The organism is Gordonia sp. PDNC005 (assembly GCF_016919385.1).
GTDB lineage: Bacteria > Actinomycetota > Actinomycetes > Mycobacteriales > Mycobacteriaceae > Gordonia.
The window spans coordinates 2,105,495-2,129,660 of record NZ_CP070351.1; the positions used below are offsets into that span (position 1 = coordinate 2,105,495).

At 65.8% G+C, this 24,166-nt stretch carries 22 protein-coding genes and 1 pseudogene; 3 read left to right on the plus strand and 20 right to left on the minus strand.

Annotated elements, in window-relative coordinates; all coding sequences use genetic code 11:
* Positions 1–79 precede the first annotated feature (79 nt).
* The 5 genes from JVX90_RS10030 to nadA all read right to left on the minus strand — a co-directional run bounded on the left by JVX90_RS10030 (position 80) and on the right by nadA (position 6,073).
* Positions 80–2,314: a serine/threonine-protein kinase gene (locus JVX90_RS10030; RefSeq protein WP_205332176.1), complete on the minus strand. Its 2,235-nt coding sequence runs from the start codon at positions 2,312–2,314 to the stop codon at positions 80–82.
* A gap of 44 nt (positions 2,315–2,358) precedes the next feature.
* Complete coding sequence (locus JVX90_RS10035) at positions 2,359–3,318, minus strand: membrane dipeptidase (RefSeq protein ID WP_205332177.1); 960 nt, start codon at positions 3,316–3,318, stop codon at positions 2,359–2,361.
* A gap of 73 nt (positions 3,319–3,391) precedes the next feature.
* The gene (locus JVX90_RS10040; RefSeq protein ID WP_205332178.1) at positions 3,392–3,838 is read right to left on the minus strand and encodes a GNAT family N-acetyltransferase; all 447 of its coding nucleotides are present in this window, start codon (positions 3,836–3,838) and stop codon (positions 3,392–3,394) included.
* A gap of 313 nt (positions 3,839–4,151) precedes the next feature.
* On the minus strand, positions 4,152–5,066 hold the full coding sequence (nadC, locus tag JVX90_RS10045; protein ID WP_205332179.1) for a carboxylating nicotinate-nucleotide diphosphorylase: 915 nt from the start codon (positions 5,064–5,066) through the stop codon (positions 4,152–4,154).
* Positions 5,063–6,073, minus strand: a complete 1,011-nt coding sequence (gene nadA / locus JVX90_RS10050; RefSeq protein ID WP_240194169.1) for a quinolinate synthase NadA — start codon at positions 6,071–6,073, stop codon at positions 5,063–5,065. Before nadA ends, nadC begins: the two co-directional genes overlap by 4 nt.
* Positions 6,074–6,230: 157 nt before the next feature.
* Between nadA and JVX90_RS10055 the strand changes: the two genes are divergently transcribed.
* Positions 6,231–6,917, plus strand: a complete 687-nt coding sequence (locus JVX90_RS10055; protein ID WP_205332181.1) for an NUDIX domain-containing protein — start codon at positions 6,231–6,233, stop codon at positions 6,915–6,917.
* A 45-nt stretch (positions 6,918–6,962) separates the two neighbouring features.
* On the opposite strand, the pseudogene JVX90_RS20565 reads toward JVX90_RS10055, so the two are convergent.
* The 6 genes and pseudogenes from JVX90_RS20565 to JVX90_RS10075 all read right to left on the minus strand — a co-directional run.
* A pseudogene (locus tag JVX90_RS20565) lies at positions 6,963–7,481 on the minus strand (DUF2567 domain-containing protein); the annotation flags it as partial.
* Positions 7,478–7,708 (minus strand): hypothetical protein, encoded by a 231-nt coding sequence (locus tag JVX90_RS20570; RefSeq protein ID WP_240194131.1) that lies wholly within the window; start codon positions 7,706–7,708, stop codon positions 7,478–7,480. The gene JVX90_RS20570 and the pseudogene JVX90_RS20565, both read right to left, overlap by 4 nt.
* Before the next feature lie 61 nt (positions 7,709–7,769).
* Positions 7,770–8,807 (minus strand): biotin synthase BioB, encoded by a 1,038-nt coding sequence (gene bioB / locus JVX90_RS10060; protein WP_205332182.1) that lies wholly within the window; start codon positions 8,805–8,807, stop codon positions 7,770–7,772.
* Positions 8,804–9,514 (minus strand): dethiobiotin synthase, encoded by a 711-nt coding sequence (bioD, locus tag JVX90_RS10065; protein WP_205332183.1) that lies wholly within the window; start codon positions 9,512–9,514, stop codon positions 8,804–8,806. Before bioD ends, bioB begins: the two co-directional genes overlap by 4 nt.
* Positions 9,511–10,641, minus strand: a complete 1,131-nt coding sequence (locus JVX90_RS10070; protein WP_205332184.1) for an 8-amino-7-oxononanoate synthase — start codon at positions 10,639–10,641, stop codon at positions 9,511–9,513. The genes bioD and JVX90_RS10070 overlap by 4 nt, the downstream gene beginning before the upstream one ends.
* A complete protein-coding gene (locus tag JVX90_RS10075) occupies positions 10,638–11,933 on the minus strand; it encodes an adenosylmethionine--8-amino-7-oxononanoate transaminase (RefSeq protein WP_205332185.1) in 1,296 nt (431 codons plus the stop codon). The genes JVX90_RS10070 and JVX90_RS10075 overlap by 4 nt, the downstream gene beginning before the upstream one ends.
* A gap of 98 nt (positions 11,934–12,031) precedes the next feature.
* Between JVX90_RS10075 and JVX90_RS10080 the strand changes: the two genes are divergently transcribed.
* Complete coding sequence (locus JVX90_RS10080; protein ID WP_205332186.1) at positions 12,032–12,598, plus strand: TetR family transcriptional regulator; 567 nt, start codon at positions 12,032–12,034, stop codon at positions 12,596–12,598.
* Positions 12,599–12,627: 29 nt separating this feature from the next.
* Positions 12,628–14,925 carry a malto-oligosyltrehalose synthase gene (treY, locus tag JVX90_RS10085; RefSeq protein ID WP_205332187.1) on the plus strand — a complete coding sequence of 766 codons (2,298 nt, stop codon included), beginning with the start codon at positions 12,628–12,630 and terminating at the stop codon, positions 14,923–14,925.
* Positions 14,926–14,929: 4 nt separating this feature from the next.
* Here treY and JVX90_RS10090 read toward each other — a convergent pair whose 3' ends face one another.
* The 9 genes from JVX90_RS10090 to JVX90_RS10130 are packed head-to-tail and all read right to left on the minus strand — an operon-like array spanning position 14,930 to position 24,053.
* Positions 14,930–15,682 (minus strand): hypothetical protein, encoded by a 753-nt coding sequence (locus tag JVX90_RS10090; RefSeq protein ID WP_205332188.1) that lies wholly within the window; start codon positions 15,680–15,682, stop codon positions 14,930–14,932.
* Positions 15,683–15,694: 12 nt separating this feature from the next.
* Positions 15,695–16,855 (minus strand): MlaD family protein, encoded by a 1,161-nt coding sequence (locus JVX90_RS10095; RefSeq protein WP_205332189.1) that lies wholly within the window; start codon positions 16,853–16,855, stop codon positions 15,695–15,697.
* 7 nt (positions 16,856–16,862) lie between these two features.
* On the minus strand, positions 16,863–17,948 hold the full coding sequence (locus JVX90_RS10100; protein ID WP_205332190.1) for an MCE family protein: 1,086 nt from the start codon (positions 17,946–17,948) through the stop codon (positions 16,863–16,865).
* A complete protein-coding gene (locus JVX90_RS10105; RefSeq protein WP_205332191.1) occupies positions 17,945–19,045 on the minus strand; it encodes an MCE family protein in 1,101 nt (366 codons plus the stop codon). The genes JVX90_RS10100 and JVX90_RS10105 overlap by 4 nt, the downstream gene beginning before the upstream one ends.
* A complete protein-coding gene (locus JVX90_RS10110; RefSeq protein WP_205332192.1) occupies positions 19,039–20,031 on the minus strand; it encodes an MlaD family protein in 993 nt (330 codons plus the stop codon). The genes JVX90_RS10105 and JVX90_RS10110 overlap by 7 nt, the downstream gene beginning before the upstream one ends.
* The gene (locus JVX90_RS10115) at positions 20,028–21,065 is read right to left on the minus strand and encodes an MCE family protein (RefSeq protein WP_205332193.1); all 1,038 of its coding nucleotides are present in this window, start codon (positions 21,063–21,065) and stop codon (positions 20,028–20,030) included. Before JVX90_RS10115 ends, JVX90_RS10110 begins: the two co-directional genes overlap by 4 nt.
* Entirely contained in the window at positions 21,062–22,354 is a 1,293-nt protein-coding gene (locus JVX90_RS10120) for an MCE family protein (protein WP_205332194.1), read from the minus strand. Before JVX90_RS10120 ends, JVX90_RS10115 begins: the two co-directional genes overlap by 4 nt.
* A 6-nt stretch (positions 22,355–22,360) precedes the next feature.
* Positions 22,361–23,227 carry an ABC transporter permease gene (locus tag JVX90_RS10125; protein ID WP_205332195.1) on the minus strand — a complete coding sequence of 289 codons (867 nt, stop codon included), beginning with the start codon at positions 23,225–23,227 and terminating at the stop codon, positions 22,361–22,363.
* A 1-nt stretch (position 23,228) separates the two neighbouring features.
* Positions 23,229–24,053 carry an ABC transporter permease gene (locus tag JVX90_RS10130; protein ID WP_205332372.1) on the minus strand — a complete coding sequence of 275 codons (825 nt, stop codon included), beginning with the start codon at positions 24,051–24,053 and terminating at the stop codon, positions 23,229–23,231.
* Between the last annotated feature and the right edge of the window lie 113 nt (positions 24,054–24,166).

The following is a 24,166-nucleotide window of genomic DNA, read 5'->3' on the forward strand; positions in this document are numbered from 1 at the left end:
GATTGTGAATGTCACCAGGATATGCGGTCAGCGCAAACTGTTTGGAATCGCCTCTGCGGCATGTGACGTGATCGGCTGCTCAGAGCACACGCTGCCCGCCGCGGTACAGATGCCCGCCGGCGTTGACGACGGATCCGCCGACGAGTTCATCGAGTGGGAGACTCCACAGTTCCGCGTCCGAGTCCGGGCCGAACACGGTGATTCCCTTGTCACCGGACACCGCAATCCGTGTCCCGTCAGAACCGAGGGTGTCGTACAGCGAGGCGATCGTCCGCGACGCTCCGACTCCGGTGGCCAGGTCGTACCACGCGAATCGACGTGCGTCGTTCTCTCCGCTGCTCATGTTGTCGATGATCACGCCACGTCCAGACGCCTTCGCATGTGCGCTGTAGGCACCGTCGAGTTCGCGAGACCAGAGGACCTCTCCGTTGGCGGGGTCGATGACGCCGATCTGCTTGTCGAGGTTCGCCATCATCGGCAGCGCCGGAGCGGGCACGGTGAGTACGCTGCCCTGCGCGACATAGATCGGCTGCCAGCCGCCGGGAATCGCAGCGAGCTGCTTACCGTCGTTGTTGTAGAAGTGGTCGCCCAGGACAAAACCCGACGCGTACGGCGTCAGACGCGGTTCCTCCACATACTTGTCGTCGGGTTTCGCCACCCGGGCGAGGTCTTTGCCGTCGCTCACACGGACAGCGATCGTCTCGGCCTTGAAGAATGCGTCGCCGTTCGGCGCAGGTGTCACCGCGACAACGGAGCCGCCGAGAATCACCTTCTTGGTGGACTCCCGCTCCCACACGGTTCCGCCTCGACTGTTCACCACCGTGACCGAATAGTCGTCGCCCGATCCGGTGGACATCACAACCGAGTCCCCTACCACCGCGTACGACATCGACGACCCGGGTGCGCTCGTCGAACCGGTGACCGCTGCTCGTGCGAGATCAACGATCACGATCCGACCGTTGTACCCGACACGACACGCCGCCCACGCGCCTGAGCCGTTGATACCGCAATCGGTGGGAGCGTCGTCGCCCGAGATTCGTGCAGTTCGGAGGAGTTTCGCCGTCGATGTGTCAACGATGTCGAGGGCGCCGTCACGGCCGACGAGCACCATGTCGCCGACCGCACCGACAACTCGTACCCCGTATGTCTGGTCGACGCCCGGCGGCGCGTATCGCCACGCGCCCGCGGTCGGTTCGGCCTCGAGCGACGCCAAGGCCGGCGTCACTTCGGGCAGTTCGAGCGCGCGGGCGGCATCTGTCGGTTCCTGGACGAAATCGCCCTGCCCTGCTTTGAGAGTGTCTGGAAGTGCAAACCAGACCCCGCCTGCGACGACGATCAGGGTGGCGATGATCGCACCGACGACCAGGGCCATGCGTCGGCCCGATCGTGGCCGCTTCGGTGATCCGGCGGCCATCGCGCGTGGAGCGTGGACAAACACCTGCGGTGGTGACGAGATAGGCGGCAATGTCGGCGATGCGGCCCGCGGCACCCGCGCCAAAGCCTGGTCGAGCGCCGCGGCAAACTCCGCGGACGTGGTGAATCGTGCCGCGGGATTCTTCGCCGTCGCCCGCTGGAGGACATCGTCGACGGCCGGTGCGAGATCCGGCCGAACGGCCCGCACGCTCGGCAGCGGGTCGTTCAGTTGACTGACGATCACCCGCGCGGCGCTAGACGCGGCGAACGGTGCGCGGCCCGTGAGCAGAGCGAATACCGTGCAGGCCAGCGAGTACTGGTCGCTCCGACCGTCAACGTTCAGACCCTGAAGTTGCTCAGGCGATGCGAAGTCGACGGTTCCGACGGCAGTCCCCGTCGACGTCAGCGCGGCGTCGACAGATGTAGACCGTGCGATCCCGAAGTCGGTGAGCAAGATGTCGCCGTCCTTGCTGAGCAAGATGTTCGCCGGCTTCACATCACGGTGGACCAGCCCGCGCGCGTTCGCTCTGTCGAGCGCGCCAGCGACCGTGCTGGCCACGAGTCGCACCTGGTTCGCAGGGAAGGGACCGTGTGCTCGGAGCCGATCCGCTAGGTCTTCGCCGTCAACGAACGCCATCGCGATCCAGAGTCGACCGTTGTGCTCGCCGCGGTCGTGCACGGGAACGATCGCCGGGTGCCTCAGCGCAGCTGCGAGTTCGGCTTCGCGCTCGAAACGCGCCCGGTAGTGGGGATCCGATGAGAACTGCGGAGCCAGCACCTTCAGCGCGTCGTGCCGGGGCAGTCGTGGGTGCGTGGCGAGGTAGACCTCGCCCATCCCGCCGGCACCGAGCAATCGCTCGATCACATACCCCGCGAACTCACTGCCGACGTCCAGGTTCACGCACGTCACGGTACACAACGGATCCTGTCAGATCCGGCAGTGTGTCATTCGTTCGACGACCACGACTGCCGCGCGACACGAAGGAAGTTGCCTCCGAGCACCGCCGCGACGTCGTCCTCCGACCAGCCTCGGTCGGAGAGTGCCTCACCGAGCGTCACGAACACCTCGGGCTGCATCCACCGGATCAGGCCCCACCGCGTGTACGACTCGTCGAACGCCTCTGGGTGTTCGGCGACTTCGCGTTGGAAATCGTCGACATCGAACGAATGGTCCGAGCTGATGCCGACGTGGTTGATGCCGACGACATCGACGGCGTATTCGAGGTGACGGATCATCATCTCGAGTGTCGGAGTGTTCGGGCCGAGGAAGATCCCGACCCCCGTTACACCGACGACGCCGCCGGTCGCTGCACAGGCGAGGGCCTGCTCATCGGTGATGTTCCGCGGGTGCTCCCACACCGAGTTCATGCACGAGTGGCTGTAGATCATCGGTGCCGCCGTCACATCGCTCATGTCGAGCGCGGTCCTACGCCCACAATGCGAGCCGTCCGGCACGACGCCGACCTCGTTCATGTGCCTGACCAGGTCTGCACCCCAAGGAGTGAGACCGCCGTCGGCGGCGTCGAGGCACCCGCCGCCCGCGCGATTCTGATGGTTGTAGGTCGGCAACATCGTCCGGACGCCGAGGTCAGCGAGTCGCCCGAGGTTGTCGAGGTCGCCGTCGAGAGGTGCGGAGTCCTCCAGGTCGAAACCGATCGCGATGTCGCCGCGCGCACTGATCTCCAGGACGTCGTCGACGCTCGCAGCTAGTGCCATGCCCTGCGTCACATTGACTGCGCTGCGAAAGTAGTCGAGCAACGCGACCGTCTGGGCGAAACTGTGCGGCGAATACCCTGCATTGACCGAGACGTACGTCGGTCGTGAGTTGTCGAACCGATTCAACTGGTGCACATCGGCCCCGACTTCGAGCGGCAGGCACGCGTGCTGGTCCCAGAGAAGACTCATGGGCACGATGCTGTCACAGCGATCAACGATGGCGACGTTTCCGGTCTCACATCGAAAATCGTCGCCGAAGTTCTCAGCGGCGCATGGGTACGTGGGGAATCCCGTCTTCGACGAACTCCGGGCCGTCGGCGACGTAGCCCCAGCGGGCGTACATCTGTTCGAGGTGCGCTTGAGCGTCGAGGACGCTCGGCCGGTCACCGATATCTGCGACGATCCGGTCGACGAGGAGTCTGACCAGACCGTTTCCGCGAAGTTCATGGCGAGTGCACACGCGACCGATGCGCAGCAGCATGGTGCCGTCCGGGAGTTCGTCGGTCAGGAGCCGGGCCGTGGCGATCGGCGCGCCGTCGAGGTCGGTGCACCAGTACTGAACCGCCGACGGCTCAAGGTCTCGACCGTCGAGCTCGGGGTAGGCGCACTCCTGTTCGACCACGAACACATCCACCCGCAACTGCATCAACCTGTAGAGGGTCACCGGATCGATGTCGGCCAGAGGTGCGGCGTGCACGGTCGGATTCACCGTTCCATGATGCCGCGCAGCGGATTCGTCACGTCAAGCGGCCGCCGCCCGGCGGGATCTGCGAGCCAGCACAACTGCGACGACGTGCACGCCGGCACCAATAGTCAAGCGATGAAACACGCTGTTGTGCGCCGATCGCCTGACGATCCAGGTCTCGGCCATACAGTTCGGCGCGGAAGGCATCGCGAATCGGCGACTGCCGCACTTGACGCGGTTCCCTGATCCGGTGCCAACGACCGAGTCGCCGAGCAGAAGCTCGACGCGACGTACACGTCCTTCGGCCGGTCCGGCCGGGCATGAGTCAGTCCACCACTCACATGTCCAGACCGAGGTCGAGGACGGTGACGGAGTGTGTGAGCGCCCCGACAGCGAGGTAGTCGACACCGGTCTTCGCGTAGTCGCGGGCGACGTCGAGCGTGAGGCCTCCGGACGACTCCAGTTTCGTGTCCGGGGCACGCTTGTCACGACGCTGGACGGCCATCTGCGTGGCCCACGGCTCGAAGTTGTCGAGCAACACCAGTTGGGGCGAGAGGGCCAGGACCTCATCGAGTTGGTCGAGCGAATCGACTTCGACTTCGACCGGCACGTCGGGCGCCGCGGCGCGAACCGCGTTCAGCGCTGCGGCGACCCCGCCTGCGGCGACGACGTGGTTGTCCTTGATGAGCGCGGCGTCGCCGAGACCCATGCGATGGTTGACTCCACCGCCGGCTCGGACAGCGTACTTCTGAAGCACACGCAGGCCGGGGAGCGTTTTCCGTGAGTCACGGATCTTGGCGCCGGTGCCCTCGACCTCGTGGACCCATGCGGCTGTGGCCGTTGCGATTCCGGAGAGATGGCAGAGGATGTTCAGTGCGGTTCGTTCGGCGGTCAGCAGGGCACCCGTCGGCGCGGTGACGGCCAGCACCACGGTGCCGGGCTCCACCCGCGAACCGTCGGCGAGCTCCTCCGAGACCGTGTAGCGGTCTGCGCCGATCACCTCGTCGAACACCGCGCGGACCACCGGCAGCCCGGCGATCACACCGGACTGCCGGGAGACGACTCTTGCTTCGGCGACCGCGTCGGCGGGGACTGTCGCGAGAGACGTGATGTCCGGCCCGTACCGCAGGTCTTCGATGAGAGCGGTCCGGATCAGCGCGAGGACGTCCTCGCCGATCTCCACGCTCAAGTCATCGTGTACGTCGGAGTCTCCGATGAAGCTTCCCCCCGCTTCGCTCGCCCGGGACGTCATTCGCCACCGCCCGGATTGCCGATCTCGATCATCCGCTGGACCGACGCGCGAGCCCGCTCGGCGACGTCGGGCGCGACGTGCACCTCGTCCTTGCCCTCACGCAGGCAACGCAGCAGCGCCGCCGGGGTGATCATCTTCATGTACGGGCACGCCGCACGCGAGTTGACCGCCTGGAAATCGACCTCGGGGGCGGCCTTGCGCAACTGGTGCAGCATGCCGACCTCGGTCGCGACCAGGACCTGCTTGGAGTGCGTGGCCTTGGCGGCGTCGATCATCCCGCCCGTCGACAGGATCTGGACGCGGTCCGCGGGCACCGTCCCCTCACCCGCGAGGTACAGCGCCGACGTCGCGCAGCCGCATTCCGGGTGGATGAAGAGTTCCGCGTCGGGGTGCGAGTCGACCTGATCGGTGAGCTCGTCGCCGTTGATGCCGGCGTGAACGTGGCACTCGCCTGCCCAGATGTGAATGTTGTCGCGGCCGGTCTCGCGCTTGACGTGCGCGCCGAGGAACTGATCCGGGAGGAACAGGACCTCACGGTCCGGGTCGATCGAGGCGACGACGTCAACTGCGTTCGACGACGTACAACAGATGTCCGTCAGTCCCTTCACCTCGGCCGTTGTGTTCACGTAGGACACGACGAGGGCGTCGGGGTAGTCGGCCTTCCACGCGCGCAGGTCGTCGGCGGTGATCGAGTCGGCGAGCGAGCATCCGGCTCGCTCGTCCGGGATCAGGACACGCTTGCCCGGGCTGAGGATCTTGGCGGTCTCCGCCATGAAGTGAACGCCGCAGAAGATGATCTCGTCGGCGTCGACCTCGGCGGCGATGCGCGATAGTGCGAGCGAGTCGCCGACGTGGTCGGCGATGTCCTGGATCGCGGGCAACTGGTAGTTGTGGGCCAGGATCGTCGCGTTGCGGGCCTTGGCGAGCCGCTTTATCTCGGCCGCCCAGGCGGCGTCGGCCTCGACTCCCCCGTACGCGGCGGGAATCCCGTGGCGCGGGTCGGGCATGCCGAGGTCGGTCTCGGTTCGTGTGATCACGGTGTCTGTGGTCATGGCGAGGAACACTCCATTCGCAGCGTCTCCGACGACGGGCTGAGCCGCCGGAGCAGGTTTCCGACTGATGGTCGATAACCCTGCGGCCATGGTAACACCCTAGAATCGACGCATGCCGAGCTCCGTGGACGTCGAGGTCCTCACTGCCGTGTTCCAGGTCCGCGAGTGCGGTGACCGCGGACACACGCTGCATGTGCTGCTGCATCGCGCATCCGACGAGTCCGACCCGTGGCGGCTTCCAGGAGGACTTGTCGGCGACCGCGACACGCTCCCGACATCGGCCGGTCGTCACCTCGGCGAACAGGCCGATCTGACCCGAGTCGCGCACCTGGAACAGCTGTCGGTGTTCTCCGACCCGGATCGAGTGCCCGCCAGGCGAACCATCGCATCGACTTTCCTCGGGCTCGTTCCCCGCGACATCCCGGCCGATCCGGCTACCGCCGCGGCAGCGTGGTTCGACGTCGACGATCTGCCGGAGCTCGCCGGAGACCACCGCGACATCGTCGACCTGGCGCGTCAACGCCTCGCCGGGAAACTCTCCTATACGAACATCGCGTTTGCACTCGCCCCGGGAACGTTCTCGATGTCAGAGCTTTCCGAGATCTACGGGGCCGCCCTCGGTTACCCCGTCGACGCGACCAACCTGCTGCGGATTCTGTCCAGACGCGGTGTTGTGGTCGCCACCGGGACGGTAGGTCGCACCGGCCGGACCGGCGGGCGCCCACCCAGCCTGTACGCCTTCGCCGATTCCCGCCTGCGCGTGACCGACGAGTTCGCCACCCTGCGTCCCCCACTCTGACCCCGCGGGATCACCCGGCCGGAGGGTCGGATTCTTCGCCGTCAACACGCAGATCAAGTAGACGATCAGGGCAGCCGTCGGCGCACAGATGAGCAGCAGCCACGGCGGAGTCGATCCACTGTCGAACCACAGCTTCGTGGTGAGGTGGTACTCGCCGGGACTCGCCCGGTTGAGGTCGGGGCGGACCGCCTCCGCTATCCACGTCCCTATGTTCATCGCCAGCCCGGACGACACCACTGCCATCACCGTGGTCAGGATCAGCCCCGGCACACCGCGCATGTGCGGGAGGCCGAACCAGCCGGCGAGAGCGAGCACCGCACCGAGCCCGAACGACAGCAGCGCGAACACCGCGACTCCGCCGAACAGGTTCGCCGACGCTCCCTCAGAGAACCGAGCGTCTCCGCCATGAAGGACCGTCACCGTCACGGGAGGCGCGAGCCACACCCACAGTGCGCCGACCAACACCGACAGTCCGAGGACCACCAGTACGAACGCCACCGGAGTACGACGGTCCACCGTATTCGGGCTCGCAGGGGCACGGCGAGAAGGTGCGGCGGTGGTCATCGACGCCCGAGCTCCACCGAGTCGACGGTACCGTGACGTGAACAGCGAGCGTCCCAGCCGTCCGGACGCACCTGTACCACCATCCGACGGCCACACTGTCCGCAGAATCGTGGCGGTTCGAGACCCATTCGGGCCGCTGTCGGCACGGCGTCGTCAGCCTGGACTTCCAGCTCCACCCCGGTGAAGACACCGAATTTCAACGGCTCTGCGAGCGGTGTCGGGACCATCAGGCGTCTGCCTCCTTCTTCAGGCGAATCCTTCACAACGCTACACCCCGCGGACGACGTGTCAGATCGTGTCATTGAGCGCCTTGATGGGCATCGACAAATCGGCGAGGAGATCGAGGTCGCTCTCGGCGGGGCGGCCGAGAGTGGTCAAGTAGTTGCCGACGATCACCGCGTTGATGCCGCCGAGGATTCCCTGCTGCGCTCCGAGGTCGCCGAGGGTGATCTCGCGCCCACCCGCGAACCGCAGAATGGTGCGCGGCAGCGCCAGCCGGAACGCGGCGACGGCGGCCAGCGCCTCGGAGGCGGGCAGCACGTCGAGGTCTCCGAAAGGGGTGCCCGGACGCGGGTTCAGGAAGTTCAGCGGAACCTCATCGGGGTCGAGGGACGCGAGGTCGGAGGCGAACTCGGCGCGCTGCTCGAGGGTCTCGCCCATGCCGAGGATGCCGCCGCAGCACACCTCCATGCCCGCATCGCGGACCATACGCAGCGTTCCCCACCGCTCCTCCCACGTGTGGGTGGTGACGACGTTCGGGAAATGGCTGCGGGCCGTCTCCAGGTTGTGGTTGTACCGGTGGACGCCCATCGCCGCCAACTCGTCGACCTGCTCCTGGGTGAGCATGCCGAGGCTGCACGCGATCTGGATGTCGACTTCGTTGCGGATCGCTTCGATGCCTGCCGCGACCTGGCTGAGCAGGCGCTTGTCCGGTCCGCGCACGGCTGCGACGATACAGAATTCGGTGGCGCCGGTCTTGGCCGTCTGTTTGGCGGCTTCGACCAGTGACGGGATGTCGATCCATGCACTGCGGACCGGCGAGGAGAAGAGTCCCGACTGACTGCAGAAGTGGCAGTCCTCGGGGCAGCCCCCGGTCTTCAGCGAGATGATGCCCTCGACCTCGACCTCCGGGCCGCACCAACGCATGCGCACATCATGCGCCAGCGCCAACAGTTCGGTGAGCCGGTCCTCCGGCAGTTGCAGGACACGCAGCACCTGGTCGCGGTCCAGCCCCACTCCGCGTTCGAGGACCTGCTCCCGGGCGATCGCGAGGATGTCGTCGGTGGCCGTCCCGGTCGGGTCGTTCTGCTGTTCGGTTGTCGTCACGGGTGTACTCCTGGCTGTGTGGTGATCGGGCTGGTGATGGGGCTGCGCACCCAGGTGGGTGCGTGGTTCTGGAAGGCCGCCGGGTCGAGCGATCCGGCACCGGCAGGCAGGACCGCGACGATCGGCACGCCGGTGAGCCGTTCAAGGTCGTCGCGATTGCACGTCATTGCGAGATCGGGCTGTCGCGGCCACGATCCGATGATCAGGCCGTCGACCCCGAGTCCCGCGCGCCTGATCTCTCGGACGGTGAGTTCGGTGTGGTTGAGCGTTCCGAGACCGGGATCGGTGACGACGAGAACCTGCGCTCCGAGGTCCCGCGCGAGATCGAGAACCGTGAGATCGGGCGCGAGCCGGACGAGAACTCCCCCCGCGCCTTCGACGATCACGAGATCGCACTCATGTGCCAGGTCAGAGACGGCCGCGCGAACGTCGTCAAGCGTCACAGGGGCCTGACCCGCGCGCCGCGCGGCGGTCTCCGGAGCGAGAGGCTCGGGGTACCGAGCCGGTTCACGAGTCGGGACGTCACCCACGAGAGCGGTCACCACGGCGAGGTCCCCGGACTCACCGGGCGCGACGCCCGTCTGGGCCGGTTTGCAGACGCCGACGCTCAGTCCGTTCGCCCGCGCCGACGCCGTGAGGGCCGCGACTGCGATCGTCTTTCCGACGTCGGTCCCGGTACCTGTGACAACGACGATTCGGGCAGTCACGCCGCACCAGCCACGCCGAGGGCGTTTCGGACGACCGCTGCGACTGTGGTGATGGTCGCGTCGTCGACGTCGGCGCGCATCGTCAACCGCAAACGCGAGGTGCCCTCCGGCACCGACGGCGGCCGGAAGCAGCCGACGAGCACTCCCCGGTCTCGGCATTCCTGCGCTGCGGCGACTGCCGCGACGGGGTCGCCGACGACGAGCGAGACGACTGCCGACTCGGGCCTGGCCGCGCCGATCGCAGCTGCGATACGCCGCGCGCCGGCGAGCAGGCGCTCGGGGAGGTCCTGGTTCGCGACAAGCACACGCAACGCGGCGTGAGCGGCGCCGACCGCTGCCGGATTCACACCGGTGTCGAAGATGAAGGTCCGCGCATGGTCGATCAAATGGTCCCGGAGCAGTGCCGACCCGGCCACCACGCCACCCTGCGCACCCAACGACTTCGAGCACACCGCGGTCACCACCAGGTCGGGGGCACCCGCGAGACCGCATTCGGCGACCAGTCCCCGACCACCCGGTCCACGCACACCGATCGCGTGAGCCTCATCGACCAGCAGAGTCGCGCCCGTTGCACGAGTCGCGGCGTACAACTCACGCAGCGGTGCCAGACCTCCGTCGATGCTGTACACGGAGTCGGTGACCACAAGCGCCCGGTCCTCTGTCCGCTCGGCCAGCACACGGCGCACGGCGTGATGATCTCCGCGATCGACGACGACAACACGAGCGCGAGACAGTCGGCAGCCGTCGATCAACGAGGCGTGCGCTCCCGTGTCGCTCACGATCAGATCGCCTCGGCCGGCCAGCGCGGTCACGGCTCCGACGTTGGCGAGGTATCCCGACGAGAACATCAGTGCCGCGTCGGCGCCGACGAAGTCGGCGAAGTCCCTCTCGAAATCGATGTGCGCCTGAACGGTGCCGACCACGAGTCTCGACGACGTCGAACCGGTGCCCCAACTGTCGATCGCGGCGTGTGCGCCCGCGATCACGTCGGGATGCGTCGACAGTCCGAGGTAGTCGTTGGACGCGAGGTTGATCTCGGTGGCGCCGGACTGTCGCGCGAGAGGTGCCCGGTGCAGCCCGGCAGCGGCGGTGCGCTCGGCGACGTCGGCGAGCCACGCCGCGGTCATGCCGGCACTCCCTGCCGGGACTGGAGGGTCGCTTGAACGGCTGCGGTGATGCCGGCGGTGATCGTCGCGAGCTGAGCGTCGTCGGCGATGAACGGGGGCATCGTGTAGATCAGATTCCGGAACGGACGCAGCCACACGCCTGCATCAAGCGCGGCGTCGGTGGCGGCGACCATATCGACGGGCCTGTCGAGTTCGACCACTCCGATCGCGCCGAGTGTGCGGACGTCGACGACCCCGTCCAGTGCGGAGAGCGGCGCCAGACCGTCGGCGAGGCGCTGTTCGATCTGGGGAACGCGGATGCGCCAGTCGGATTCGGCGAGGACTCCGATCGATGCACAGGCGACCGCGCAGGCCAGTGGATTCGCCATGAACGTCGGCCCGTGGGCGAGACCGCCCGCCTCGCCCCGACTGATCACATCCGCCACCTCGTCGGTGGTGAGCGTGGCCGCGAGCGTCATGTATCCGCCGGTGAGAGCCTTGCCGACACACATGATGTCCGGCGTCACCTCGGCATGGTCGACGGCGAACATCTCCCCCGTGCGACCGAACCCGGTGGCGATCTCGTCGCAGATCAACAACACATCGTGCACATTGCACAACGTGCGCAGTTCTGCGACCAACTGCGGATCGTGGAAGCGCATGCCGCCTGCTCCCTGGACGATCGGTTCGACGATCACCGCGGCGATCGTGCCTGCATGAATGGCGAGCGACCGGTCGAGCGCGGCGATGTAGGCCGGGTCGAAGTCGGTCGGCGGCGCGGGTACGAACACCTGCTCGGCGAGCACTCCTCGCCACATCGTGTGCATGCCGCCGTCGGGGTCGCACACGCTCATGGGAGCGAACGTGTCGCCGTGGTAGCCACCGCGCCAGGTGAGGATCTTGGTTCGACCGGCGAGTCCGCGTCCGCGTTGATACTGGATCGCCATCTTGACGGCCACCTCGACCGACACCGACCCGGAGTCGGCGAAGAACACCTTCCGAAGTGCGCCGGGGGTGAGGTCGACGAGCAGACCTGCGAGCCGAGCGGCGGGCTCGTGGGTGAGTCCCCCGAACATGACGTGCGACATCCGTCCGAGCTGCCGTGCGGCGGCGGCGTCGAGCACCGGGTGCCGGTAACCGTGGATTGCGGCCCACCACGAACTCATGCCGTCGACGGCCTCTGTCCCGTCGGCGAAACGAAGGTGGACGCCGGATGCCGATTCGACGATTCTCGGGCGAGTCGATGACGGGAATCCCCCGTACGGGTGCCACACGTGGTCTGCGTCTAGTTGCGCAATCGTGTCGGGACCCACTCCCGCTCCTCTCGTCGTGTCAGGTCACAGCCGACCTACTGATCCTGAACACCGTACAGGAAGTACCTGTACGCCGTACAGGTCGCTATGGTTGGCTGGTGAGCAACACCCGGGCCGACGTCCTCGCCGCCGCGCGCGCCATCCTCGCCGAGCACAGCCTCGCCGACCTGACGATGCGTCGCCTCGCGACCGACCTCGGAGTTCGCCCGAACGCGCTGTACTGGCACTTCCCGAACAAGCAGTCGATGCTCGCCGCACTCGCCGACGACATCCTCGCTCCTGTCATGTCGCACCCAGTCACCTCGCATGAGGGACGCGAGCTCCCCGACCGGATCCGCGACGTCGCGATCTCCATGCGCCGAGCCCTGCTCGCCGTTCCAGACAGCGCCGAGATCGTGTCCTCCGCGTGGGCTTCGGGCCTGTCGGGTCGTGATGCGGTCGACCTCGTCGTCGGGGTGGCCCGCGACGGAGGTCTCGACACCCAGACGTCCGCCGGCGTCGCCACGGCCGTGTGCCAGTTGACGATCGGCCTCACGATCGAGGAGCAGACCCGCACCCAGATGGAGCGGCTCGGCGTCATCGAGCCGTCCGGTCGCGACTTCGACGCGGAGTTCGCCTCCGGACTCGCCGTCATCGTCGCCGGCGCCGTTGCCGGACGCCCGTGAACGGGCGTCCGGGTCGGTAACATCATCGCGTGGAGCCGATAGCGACGTACCGCGTCCAGTTGACGCCCGACTTCGCTTTCGCCGAGGTAGTCGGAATCCTCGATCACCTCGCTGACCTCGGCGTCAGCCACCTCTACCTGTCACCGATCCTCCAGGCGATGCCCGGCTCCACCCACGGCTACGACTGGTGCCCGCCGGCCCGCATCGACCCGGGGTTGGGCGGCCTCGACGGTTTCCGCCTGCTTCGCGCACACGCTCGAGCAGTCGGCATCGGCGTGATCCTCGACATCGTGCCGAATCACCTGGGGATCTCCGATGCACGCCACAACCCCTGGTGGTCCGATGTGCTGCGGAACGGCCCGGACTCGACGTACGCCCACTACTTCGATCTTGATCTCAACTTCGGCGACGGCGCCCTGTGCCTGCCGTGGTTGGACGCCGACGGCGACCTCACTGCACTGCGGCTCGACGACGACGGTCACCTGTCACTCCACGAGCGAGTCCTGGCGACCGCTGACGGGACTGTGGCACGCGGCGATGATCCCCTCGCGGTCCTCTCTCGGCAGCAGTATCGACTGGTTCCGTTCGACAGCATGCAGATCGGCTATCGGCGCTTCCTCGCCGTGAACGACCTCGCGGCGCTCCGGCAGGAGATCGTCGACGTGTTCGACGCCACCCACGGATGGCTGACCGACCTAGTGGCCGAGGACCTCTTCGACGGCGTCCGAGTCGATCATCTGGACGGATTGACCGACCCCGTCGGGTATTGCGCGCGCCTGCGCCGACTGATCGGCGACCGACTTCTCTACGTCGAGAAAGGGCTCTCGGTCGGTGAACGTCTGGATCCTGCGCTCGTCGTTGATGGAACCACCGGATACGACACGCTCCGCGTCATCGAAGGCGCCTACACCGCCGCATCGGGAACCATCGAATTGTCGGAGATCAGCCAGCGGATGACGGGGGTCAGCGGCGACGGCGACGACCTCACCCGCCGCGCGAAGAACCTCAAGCACGTCACTTTGATAGATCTGTTCTCCGACCGCGTCCGCCGTACCACCGAGCTCTTCGCGGCCGCCGCACCCGACGTGCCGGTCCACAACATCCAGCAAGCCGTGACGACCCTGATCTGCGATGCCAGGTTGGCTCGACCCGACTACCCGTCGCTCGTCGAGGACGTCGTCGCCTCGATCGACCGGATCGCCGACGCCAACCCGACGATGTCGGATGCGTTGGACGCACTGGCGTACGCGTTCACTCATCGCGATCACGCCCCGAGCGCGATCGCCCGTCTCGGCGAAGCGGTCGCCGCCGTCAATGCGAAGGCGATGGAGGACATCGGGTACCACCGGACCGGTCGACTCGTGTCGAACAACGAACTGGGCTGCTCGCCCCTCGTTCCATCGGTCAACCGCACCGAGTTCCACGGTCATCACGCCGACCGCGCCCGGGACTGGCCGCTGTCGATGAACGCGCTGTCTACACACGACACAAAACGCAGCGAAGATGTTCGCGCACGGATCGCCGTCATCGCGCAGACTCCACAACGCTGGTCCGTGCTTGTGATGACCCTCTGGCGGGTCGTCCCTCCACCGGACCAACGCACCGCGTACTTCCTCCTGCAGAACATCGTCGGCGTCTGGCCGCAGGGCGATGTGCCGGACATCGCGCTACGGGATCGGCTCGCTCGGTACGCACGCAAAGCGATGCGCGAAGCCGGTCTCATCTCGTCGTGGACAGCCGTCGACGACGACGCCGAACGCATGATGCTCGCATGGCTCGACTCCCTTTACACGGGTCCCGCCACCACACTGATCAGCAACTTCGTCGATGTCATCGCGGACGCCGGCCGTGACGAGGCGATCGCCCGCAAGGTCCTCTCGCTACTACTGCCGGGAGTCGGTGACATCTACCAGGGCAGCCAGTGGTGGGACGACTCGCTCACTGATCCGGACAACCGCAGACCGGTGGACTACACGCAGTCACTCGATCACCCGAAGACCCGCGCGATCATCACCGCCCTCGCCGTACGCCGCCGCACTCCGGAGGCGTTCGGGCGCGGCAGCGGCTACACCGACATCATGTCGAAGGGCACCAACTCGACACACGTCGTCGGGTTCTCGCGCGACGTCGACGGTGAAGCCCGAGTGGTTGTGTTGGCCGTGCGTCTGGCGCACACCTTCCGCACCGTCGAGGCACGCGACGAGGCCCTGGTGCCGCTCCCTCCCGGACTCTGGCGTGACGCCGAGACGGGAGATGATCACTCCGAGAAGGTCACTGCCGCGACCATTCTCGGCTCACGTCCTTTCGCGATCCTCGAGCTTCTCTAGGCCGTCAGCCGCCCGGCTGCGGAGCAGGTGCGGGTGCCGTGGGAGCTCCCGGGGTGCTCGCTCCGTTCGGAACACCCGGGACCACGGCGAAATCGGAGACGAGCCAGTCCCCGTCGACCTTGTCGACGGTCAGCTGAACCAACGCCAGGTTGGTGCCGCCGGTCGGCGCGGTGGCGCTGGTGCCCTTCAACTCCACGGCGATCACCACAACCGCCCGATCCTTGCTGAACGTCTTCACCGACGACGACGTGACCTTCGTGGTGAAGTTGTCGATCTTCGTCTCCTTGGCGAAGTCGACCGCGCCCTGCGAGTCCTTCTCGACACGATCGTGGAACGCGCCCGTCGTCATGGGAAGCACTGCGTCCTTCAAGGCCGACGCCGACTGGTCCTTGCTGAACAACACCTCGAAGTACTTCGTCACAAAGGCCGACGCTGCGCTCTGGGAGTCGTCGAACGCTGCGAGTTCACGCTTGGTGTCGAACAGGGCCCATCCGCCGAAGGCGATGGCGACGACGACAGCAACACCGACCACACCGGCGACGATTCGCTTGAGCGTGCGCGCCGACACCGTGAACTCGCGGTCGGCTGCGGCTTCCGCCTCGCGCGCCTGCGCTTTCGCCTTGGCTTTTGCTGCGACGCCGGAGACCTTCACCTCTTCGGTCTCAACAGTCGCCTCGTCGACGATGTCGTCACCGGTCTTGTCGAGGTTCACCGTGGAGTCGTCGGTGGTGTCAGTCTCTGGTGTCTCGGAACTCATGTGTCCTTTTCTCTATCGGTCGAGCGGAACGGTACGCGCGTTCGGATCATAGTTCGGCGGCGGACCGGCGGTGTCGTCGCCCTTGGGGCGCGGAGCGTTCGCCGCGCCGCGGGTCTGCAGCGTCGGGTCGTTGGTCACGCAGTATAGGTTCTTCGGGACTGTCAGTTCGAGCACCTGGGTGGGCGGCGTCGGCGCGATCGAGTAATTGCACGAGGGCCTCGGGTAGATCGAGGCCAAAGCCCACCAGGCGCCGTCGTGGAACATCTTCTGAGCCTGGACGCTGCCGTCACGGATCGACGGGAAGAGCGTCGCCATCGTCGGCGCCCGCAACGCGCCCTGGCGTGCGATGTCGGCGAACTGTTTGACGAGGTCGGCGATCGGGTCGCTGATCGTCGACAGTGAACCGGCGAGCGAGCTGAACTGTGCGGGTCCGCGGCCGAGCAACTGTCGGAGTTCGCCGTCCGCATTCGCCGCCGCCGTGGCGACCTTGTTGAAGCCCTTCGCGAGAGCGTCGAGGTCCGGCTGAGCGTTGGCGGTCGTCTTGAAGATGGTCCCGAGGTTCTGAATCAACTTCGTCGTCTGCGGAAGTGTCTTGGCCAGATCGGCGAAGATCACGCCACCCGAGTGGAAGATCGACTTCAACTGGTTCGGGCCACGGTCGTTGAGGGCGATCTCCAACTGCTGGAGGGACGCCGTCAGCTTCGGCGGATCGATCTGACCGACCACGTCGAGCGTCGACTGCAGCATCGACGAGAACGCGACGGTCACGTGCGTCTGCCCTACCTCGACAACCGCCCCGTCCTCAAGGAACGGACCGTCATTCGTCGTCGGGGTGAAGTTGACGTACTGCTCACCTGCACCGGACAGGCCCAGCGCGGACACCTTGCTGTTCTTGTTGATCTTCACGTCGTCATCGAGGCGCATCGTCACGACGACGTCGGTCGGCGTCACTTGAATCGTCCGGACCTGCCCGACCTCGGAACCGCGCAGCATCACCTTGCTGGTCTCCTGCAGTCCTCCGGACTGCGGGAAATGGACGGTCACGTCGTAGGTGCCCTGCCACGGGCGCCAGCTCAGAGATCCGAACGCGAGATACGCCAGTCCGAGGAGCATGACGAGCACCAGCGAGAGGTTGCCGACCATGATCTTGTGTTCACGCAGCCAAGTCATCATCGTGCGATCACCGCCCCGTCAGTCGTGCGAGGAGTCGAGCAAGCGTCTGCTGCAGGGCGTGATCGCCCTGAGTGATGTCTGAACCCTCTGGCAGCCTCGACGCCGAGTCGAAACCGGCACCTGGCGTCAGCCAGAACACCTTCGCCGAGACGAGTGCCGCCGAACCCTGCGTCGACTTGATCCACTTCGGATTCAGCTTCTCCATCGCATCGGCCAGCGGGCCGAGCGTCGGCGCCGCATTCCCGAGCGCGATCAACGTGGTGTTTAGATGCCCGAGGAGCTCCGGCAGATTCTGACGTTCGGACCGGAGGAAGTCGTTGGTCGCGTCGGTCACGTTGTTCGTCTTGTCCAGCGTGGACAGGATCAGGCCGATGTCACCGTTGACGGCGTCGATCGCACCGGGAAGCTTGTTGATCGACGCAGCCAACTGCGCGCGTCCGTCGGCCAACGACTGGGTGAGGTTCGCCGTCGTCGCGAACGCCTTGTCGACCGCGCCCGCATTCCGGTTCATCTTGTCGATGGCCGTGGTGAACCCGTCGATCGCGCCACGGAGTTCCGGGGCGTTGCCCGACAGTGCGGTCGACAGTTCGGTGAAGATCCGTTGCATCGCTCCGACGGCGCCACCGTCGACCAGGCCGGTCATGCTGACCAGCAGGTCTTCGACTGTCGCTGCGGCCGACGTCGGTCCGGTGAGATCTCCGCCGTCGGCGATGAAGCCCTTCGACGAGTCCGCAGGCGGAATGAGCGCGACGAAGACGTCGCCGAGCGGCGTTGCCTGACGGAGTTCGGCTCCGGTGCCCACCGGAAGCCTCACATCTGTCGACACCGACATGGTGACATCGGCTCGATAGTTCGACGCAACGATGTCGTCGACCTGTCCGACGTCGGTTCCCGCGAGGCGGACCTTAGCCTGGGCCGGCAGGTTCAACGCGTTGTCGAACAGCGCGTGGACGGTGATGGAGTCACCGATCCCGCCGGGGGCCGGCAGTGGGATCTGCTCGACTGTCAGGCCCGGGATCGAGCCGCAGGCGGCCAGGCTCACTGTCGTGACAAGAGCGACGGCTGTCGCTGCGACCTTTCTCATGCGGTTCATTTCTGCAACAACCCCAACAGTCCTGAGTAGATGCCGAGGTCTGGGCCGAAATCACCCAGCTGACCGGTGCGGCAGCCCTTCTTGTTCACGTTGATCGCCTCACACAGACGGTTGGACAACTCGTTGTCGACCAACGACTTGTCGAGCAGCACCGACGCACGCCATGCGCCCTGTTCGGCGGAGATCGAGTTCGAGAGGTTCTGGAACAGCAGCGGCGCCATATCGATGCCGTCGACGACCTCCCGGGAGAAATCCGAGAGATTCGCCGTGACTGCGGCCATCCGGGACGTCGACGAACTGATCGTGCCGGAGTTGGCTTCGAGGAAATCCGACGTGTTCTGCAGGGCCTTGTTGAGATCGTCGAGTGTTGCGACGAGTCCGACGGACTGTTCGCCGAGCATTCGTGAGACCTGCGTCATCGATGATGAGAAGGCCATCATCTTCGGGTAGTTGTCGGTGAGCGCCGTCGTGAGCGTGCTCATCGCCTTGAGGATCTCGGTGAGCGAGTCGCTGTTGTCGGCGCCGGTCTTGCCTGCGGCGGCCAGCGCGGCGAGTGCGTCCCGCAGCTTCGCACCGTTGCCCGAAGCGATGCCCGATGTGACGTCGACGAAGTCGGCGATCGGACCGGTGCCGGGCTTGTCGCCCGACAGGTTCTCCACCAGTGAGTCGACTGCGTCGAACAGCGTGCCGATCTCCACCGGGGCTTCGGTCTTCTTGACCGTTCCGCCGTCCTGCAGCGTAGGCCCCTTGGTGTAGGCGGGCGTCAGTTCGATGTGACGCGTGGTGACGATCGATGTGTTGACGATCGCCGCGGTGGCGTCTTCAGGGACGTCGACGTCGTTGCTCACGGTGAACACCACCTTGACGCGTGTGCCCTCCGGTTCGACGGACGTGATGCGGCCGACGGGCATGCCCAGCACGGCGACGTCGTTCCCGACGAACAGACCGGACACGTCGTCGAAGTACGCGGTCACCGACTTCGCCTGCCCGAGGGTCGTGGTCCAACTCGCGGGCATCAGCGAGCAGCCGGTGACGCCGAGTGCGACGACTGCCGTCATGGCGGCCGCGGCGAGAGCACGGCGGGGAGCGGTCAGCATCCTTCCACCACCCTCGCGGCGCAGAGCCAGTTGTCGGGGAAGAGTCCCCACGGCAGGTAACCGTTGGCGTATGGACCGTCAGCCATGAGGTTGGTGGTCAAGCGCGCGGTCACCGGCAGTACCTCCAGGAGCTTCCGTAGGTTGTCGCGGTTCTTCTCCAACCCGGTCGAGATCGTGTCCAAGTTGGCCATCAACGGAGCGAACGTGTTGCCGTTCTCCGCAGCGACGGCCCGTGCCTGCTCGGTGAGTTCCGCGATTCCGTCGAGCATGCGAGTGACGAGTTGTTCACGGGTCGCGATCTTGTTCGCGAGCTGAGCACCCTGACCGACGATGATCGACAGCTGGAACTGGCTGCTCTGCACCTGTTCGGTCACGGCCTTCGTGTCCGTCAGGAGCGTGTCGATCTGCGAACTGCGGTCGTTGATGATCTTCGACATCCGTGTCAGCGCCTCGAGGGTCGGGCCCATGATCGCCGGTGCACCCTTGAGCTGCGTGTTCAATGTCCGGATGCTGTTGGCGAGATCCTCCGATTTGATCCCGGCCAGCACCGGGGTGCCCTTGGCGAGGGTCTGTTGCAGGTCGTACGGCACTCGAGTGTCGGTGATCCGCTCCCCCGACAGGTCCTTGTCGGATTCGCCGACGATGATGTCCACATAACGCTGCCCCAGCAGCGTCGACATCTTGATCTCAGCGGATCCGTCCTCCTTGACCTGCACTTCGTCGTCGACGGCCATCGAGATGGTGACGTGGTCGCCGTCCAGCTTCGTGTCGGTGACTTCGCCGACGTCGATCCCTGCTACGCGGACCTTGTCGCCGGGCCGGACCCCACCTGCTTGAGCGAAGTCGCCGGTGTAGGTTCGTTTGCCGAACTCGGCCTGGCTGAGGCCGACCGTCGCGACCAGGATGATGATGATCCCGACAGCACCGAAGATGCCCCACCAGAGGCGACGGTTGCCGTTGTACGAGGACTTCAGTCGATTCTTCACTGGCACACACTCGAATGGTTGGATCCGCCGATCTGAGTGATCAGTCCTGGCGGAAGCAGGACGTCGCCGATGGCGATGTCCAACGTGCAGGCGTAGATGTTCAGGTAGGCGCCCTGAGACATGACGAACGGGAAGTGTCCGAGGAAGATCGGCAGTTGCTTAGCCAGTGAGTCGAGCTTCGCACCGACTCCGATCAGGTCGTTCGTCGCGCTGACCCCTGTCGATCCGATCGACTTGAGGCTCTCACGACTGTCGGAGAGCACTCCGCCCAGTCCGGACGCGGTCTGGCCTATCTTGTTGATCGCCGTGCCGAAAGCCCCCGAGTTGGCGTTCAGATTCTCGACGAGCGTCGCGGCACTGTCGAGGAGCGTCTTGACCTGGTCGCCCTGTGACGCGAGTTCACGCATCACAACCGACAGGTTGGTGATGATCGCACCGAGCACCTGGTCGCGGTTCGCCATGTCACCCGCCACCTGCCCGATCTCGGCGATCGTCCGCGACAGCGACACCTCGTCACCCTGGAAGGCCTGGATGAGGCTCTCCGACATCGAGTTCACCTGTTCCGGAGTGAGCGTGTCGAAGACCGGTTGGAAGCCGGCGAGCAGCTTGGTCACATCGAACGAGTCCTCGCCCGGCAGGCGCAGCGTCGAACCCTTGCTCAACTGACTGCCCGGCGTCGCGCCGTCGAGGTTCAACGCCAGGTATCGCAGTCCGACGAGGTTCTGGTAGCGGATCGCGGCACGAGTGTTGGCGTAGACGTGCTGGCTGTCCTGAACCTCGAAGGTCACACGCGCCTTGCCGTCCTCCAGCGTGATGTCCTGGACTCGTCCCACTCGGACGCCCGCCATGCGGACGTCGTCGCCCGCTTTGAGACCGGAGGCGTCTCGGAACACGGTCGCGAAGTCGGTGGTGCTGCCCGAGACTGACCGCTCCAGCGTCGACCAGATGATGTAGGTCAGCAGGACTGCGACGACCGCGAACACACCGAACCCGATCAGCGGTTTGCGAATGCTCTCGGTGTTCTTGGCGCTCACCGTTCTCCTCCCTGCTCCGGCGTCGCCGACACCAGCGGACCAACCATGAGGGTCTCGGCCGCGGACGGCTTACGGCCCAGCGCCTTGCTCAGCGTCTTCTGGTCCTGCTTCGTGGTGACGCCGCGTACGTTCTTCGACGCCTTGCGCTTCATCGAGTTCGGGTACACCGACAACGGACCGGACATCGTCGGCCCTGTTCCGGTGCCGGGTCCGACACAGCCGGGTCCACGCAACTGGCCGTATGGCCCGCCGTCGTAGACGGGGCAGTTCTGCCGTGTGTACATCTGGTAAGCGCTGAAGTTAACGCCGAGGTTGAGCTGAACGTGACCGTTCACACCCGTGAAGACACCGAGGACACGCGTCGCGAGTGTGTAGATCTCTCGGAGGCCCTCGGGCAGTGAGTTCGGTTCGTACATGAGCGCACCGAGCATCGTGTTCAGGTCGTGGACGAGGCGCTTGCCGCCGTCACCGTTCTTGGCGAACAGCGCCTGAGTCGAGTCGAGCGTCGACTGCGCGTTCGTCAGCAACGCCGTCAGCTCGTCCTGCTTCTCGACGATCGTCATCGCCGGCTTCACCGATTTGCCTAGTGTGTCGAGCAATTCGGGCGTCGACGCCGCGAGTGCGTTGATCGACCGGTTGAAATTGTCGAAGCCGGACGGGGCGCCCGCGGGGAACTGGGCGTTGATCGTCTTCCAGTAGGTGTCGAGGACGCCGACGAACGTGGAGAACGTCGCGCCGCCGCCGTCGAGCGAGTCGGCGATGGTGCCGAGAACCATGCCGAGATCCTCCGGCGGCACACTCTTGAGCAGTGTTCGGAGATCGTTCTGCGCGTCCTGCAGACGGATCGTCGGCTCGGACGTGTCGGCCGGAACGACGTCACCCGAACCGAGTCGATCGCTCGACGGGTTCTCAGGTTGGATCAGCTCGACCGAGTTCACGCCGAACAGGTTCGACGGCACCGTGCGCGCCGTGGTGTTCTTCGGGATGCCCGACGCCTGGCCGGGATCGAGCAGCATCGCCACGTCACGCCGTTGGTCACCGGCCGAGCCGACCACCGACACCGAGTCGACCTCGCCGACGATCATGCCGTTGTAACGGACGTCCGCACCGCTGATCAGGCCGTCGCCCACATCGGTGAGTTGTGCCGTGACTTCCGTGTTGTCGTCGAATTTGCCCTGGTAGCGCATCATCAACAGCGTCACGACGAGTGCCGCCACAGCCGCGAAGATCACGCCGCGCACGAAGTACGTCGACAGTGACGGGTCACGGCCTCCGGTATCGATTCTCATAGACGGTTACCCCGATATCCTGATTCCGGCGGACATGCCCCAGAAGACGAGCGTCATGATCAGATTCGCGAAGACGATCGTGATGATCGACAGTCGGATCGCGTGTCCGGCCGCGACACCGACGCCCTCGGGGCCACCCGACGCGAAGTAGCCGTAATAGCACTGGATGAAGGTGGTCAGCAGGACGAAGACGATCACCTTCACGAATGAGAACGCAACGTCGCGCGACATGATGAACGAGTTGAAGTAGTGCAGGTACGTGCCGGTGCCCTGCCCGCTCTGCACCTGGAACATCAGCTGGCAGGCGATGTAGTTGGCGGCGAGCGAGATCGCGTACAGCGGGATGATCGACAGGACTGCTGCCGCCATTCGGGTGGTCACCAGGTACGGGAGAGGTCGGATCGCGATCGCCTCGAGGGCGTCGATCTCCTCGCTGATGCGCATGGAGCCGAGTTGTGCGGTGAAGCGGCACCCGGACTGCGCTGTGAACGCGGTCGCCGCCAACAGTGGCGCGATCTCGCGGGTTGTCGCGAAGGCCGACAGTCCGCCGGTCACCGGTGACATGCCGAGCAGGTTGAGTGCCGTGTAGCCCTCGATGCCGACCGTCGCACCGCCCATGACGCCGAGGATCACCATGACGCCGACGGTGCCGCCGCCGACGACGATCGCGCCGTTGCCCCATGCGACGTCAGCTAGCAGGCGCCACACTTCCTTCTTGTAGTGCCGGAAGGTGACGGGGGCGAGGCCGATCGACTTCACCAGGAACGTGATGAGGTGACCCATCGCGACGAGCGCGTCGCGCGGGGCTTCGAGCCCCTTGCGGCCCCATTCGAGCGGCTTGAGCAGTGGCGGCGTATACCGAGACGCTGTCATGTCACACCACCTTGGCCGGGACGACGAGGGCGAACAGCTGCGTCATCACCACATTGACGGTGAAAAGCAACAGCACGGAGTTCACAACGGCCGCGTTCACCGAGTTGGCGACACCGGCGGGGCCGCCGGTGGTGTTCAGACCTCGGTCACATGCGACCACGGCGACGATCGCACCGAATATCACGGCCTTCACCAGCGCGAATATCAAGTCCGATGTACTCGCGAACGACGCGAACGTACCCGTGTAGCTGCCAGGCGTTCCGCCCTGTGCGTACACGTTGAAGACGTAGCCGGTGATGAAGCCGACGAAGCAGACGAAGCCGCAGAGCAGGAACGCGACGACCATAGTCGCGAGGAGGCGAGGCGAGATGAGGCGCTGGATCGGGTTGACGCCCATCACCTTCATCGCGTCGATCTCTTCGCGGATGGTGCGGGAGCCGAGATCGGCGGCGATGGCCGACCCGACTGCTCCGGCGAGCAGCAGAGACGTGACCAGCGGCGCGCCCTGGCGGATCACGCCGAGGCCGGTGGCAGCGCCGGAGAACGACGTCGCACCGATCTGCCCGGCGATGTTGGAGACCTGGATCGAGACGATCACGCCGATTGGAATGGCGACCAGCAGCGTCGGGAACACCGACGTGGACGCCATGAACGCGCACTGGCGAATGAATTCCTTGAATGGGAACCGGCGCTTCGCGATGTCCGTCGCCAATACCCCGAAGACTTCGATGAACATCGCGAGCTGTCGCCCGAATGTCTCGAACGACTTGGTGACGTGATCGTGGAACCAGGTTCCGACGCCGCTGCGAGACCAGCGTTCGCCGATGCCGGTGCGCCGGGTGTCGACCGTCTGTGTGCTCACTCCCCTGCCTTCACATCGTCGATGTCATGGCGAAGCGACGCGGTGATTCCGCCTGGCCCCCACGATCTGTGGCTCGA

Excerpts from the sequence above, each read along its gene's own strand:
- JVX90_RS10035 (WP_205332177.1), bottom strand. The coding sequence starts at position 3,318 with ATGAGTCTTCTCTGGGACCAGCACGCGTGCCTGCCGCTCGAAGTCGGG.
- nadC (WP_205332179.1), bottom strand. The coding sequence starts at position 5,066 with ATGACGTCCCGGGCGAGCGAAGCGGGGGGAAGCTTCATCGGAGACTCC.
- nadA (WP_240194169.1), bottom strand. The coding sequence starts at position 6,073 with ATGCCCGACCCGCGCCACGGGATTCCCGCCGCGTACGGGGGAGTCGAG.
- JVX90_RS10055 (WP_205332181.1), top strand. The coding sequence starts at position 6,231 with ATGCCGAGCTCCGTGGACGTCGAGGTCCTCACTGCCGTGTTCCAGGTC.
- JVX90_RS20570 (WP_240194131.1), bottom strand. The coding sequence starts at position 7,708 with ATGGTCCCGACACCGCTCGCAGAGCCGTTGAAATTCGGTGTCTTCACC.
- JVX90_RS10070 (WP_205332184.1), bottom strand. The coding sequence starts at position 10,641 with ATGACCGCGGCGTGGCTCGCCGACGTCGCCGAGCGCACCGCCGCTGCC.
- JVX90_RS10090 (WP_205332188.1), bottom strand. The coding sequence starts at position 15,682 with ATGAGTTCCGAGACACCAGAGACTGACACCACCGACGACTCCACGGTG.
- JVX90_RS10095 (WP_205332189.1), bottom strand. The coding sequence starts at position 16,855 with ATGATGACTTGGCTGCGTGAACACAAGATCATGGTCGGCAACCTCTCG.
- JVX90_RS10100 (WP_205332190.1), bottom strand. The coding sequence starts at position 17,948 with ATGAACCGCATGAGAAAGGTCGCAGCGACAGCCGTCGCTCTTGTCACG.
- JVX90_RS10105 (WP_205332191.1), bottom strand. The coding sequence starts at position 19,045 with ATGCTGACCGCTCCCCGCCGTGCTCTCGCCGCGGCCGCCATGACGGCA.
- JVX90_RS10120 (WP_205332194.1), bottom strand. The coding sequence starts at position 22,354 with ATGAGAATCGATACCGGAGGCCGTGACCCGTCACTGTCGACGTACTTC.
- JVX90_RS10125 (WP_205332195.1), bottom strand. The coding sequence starts at position 23,227 with ATGACAGCGTCTCGGTATACGCCGCCACTGCTCAAGCCGCTCGAATGG.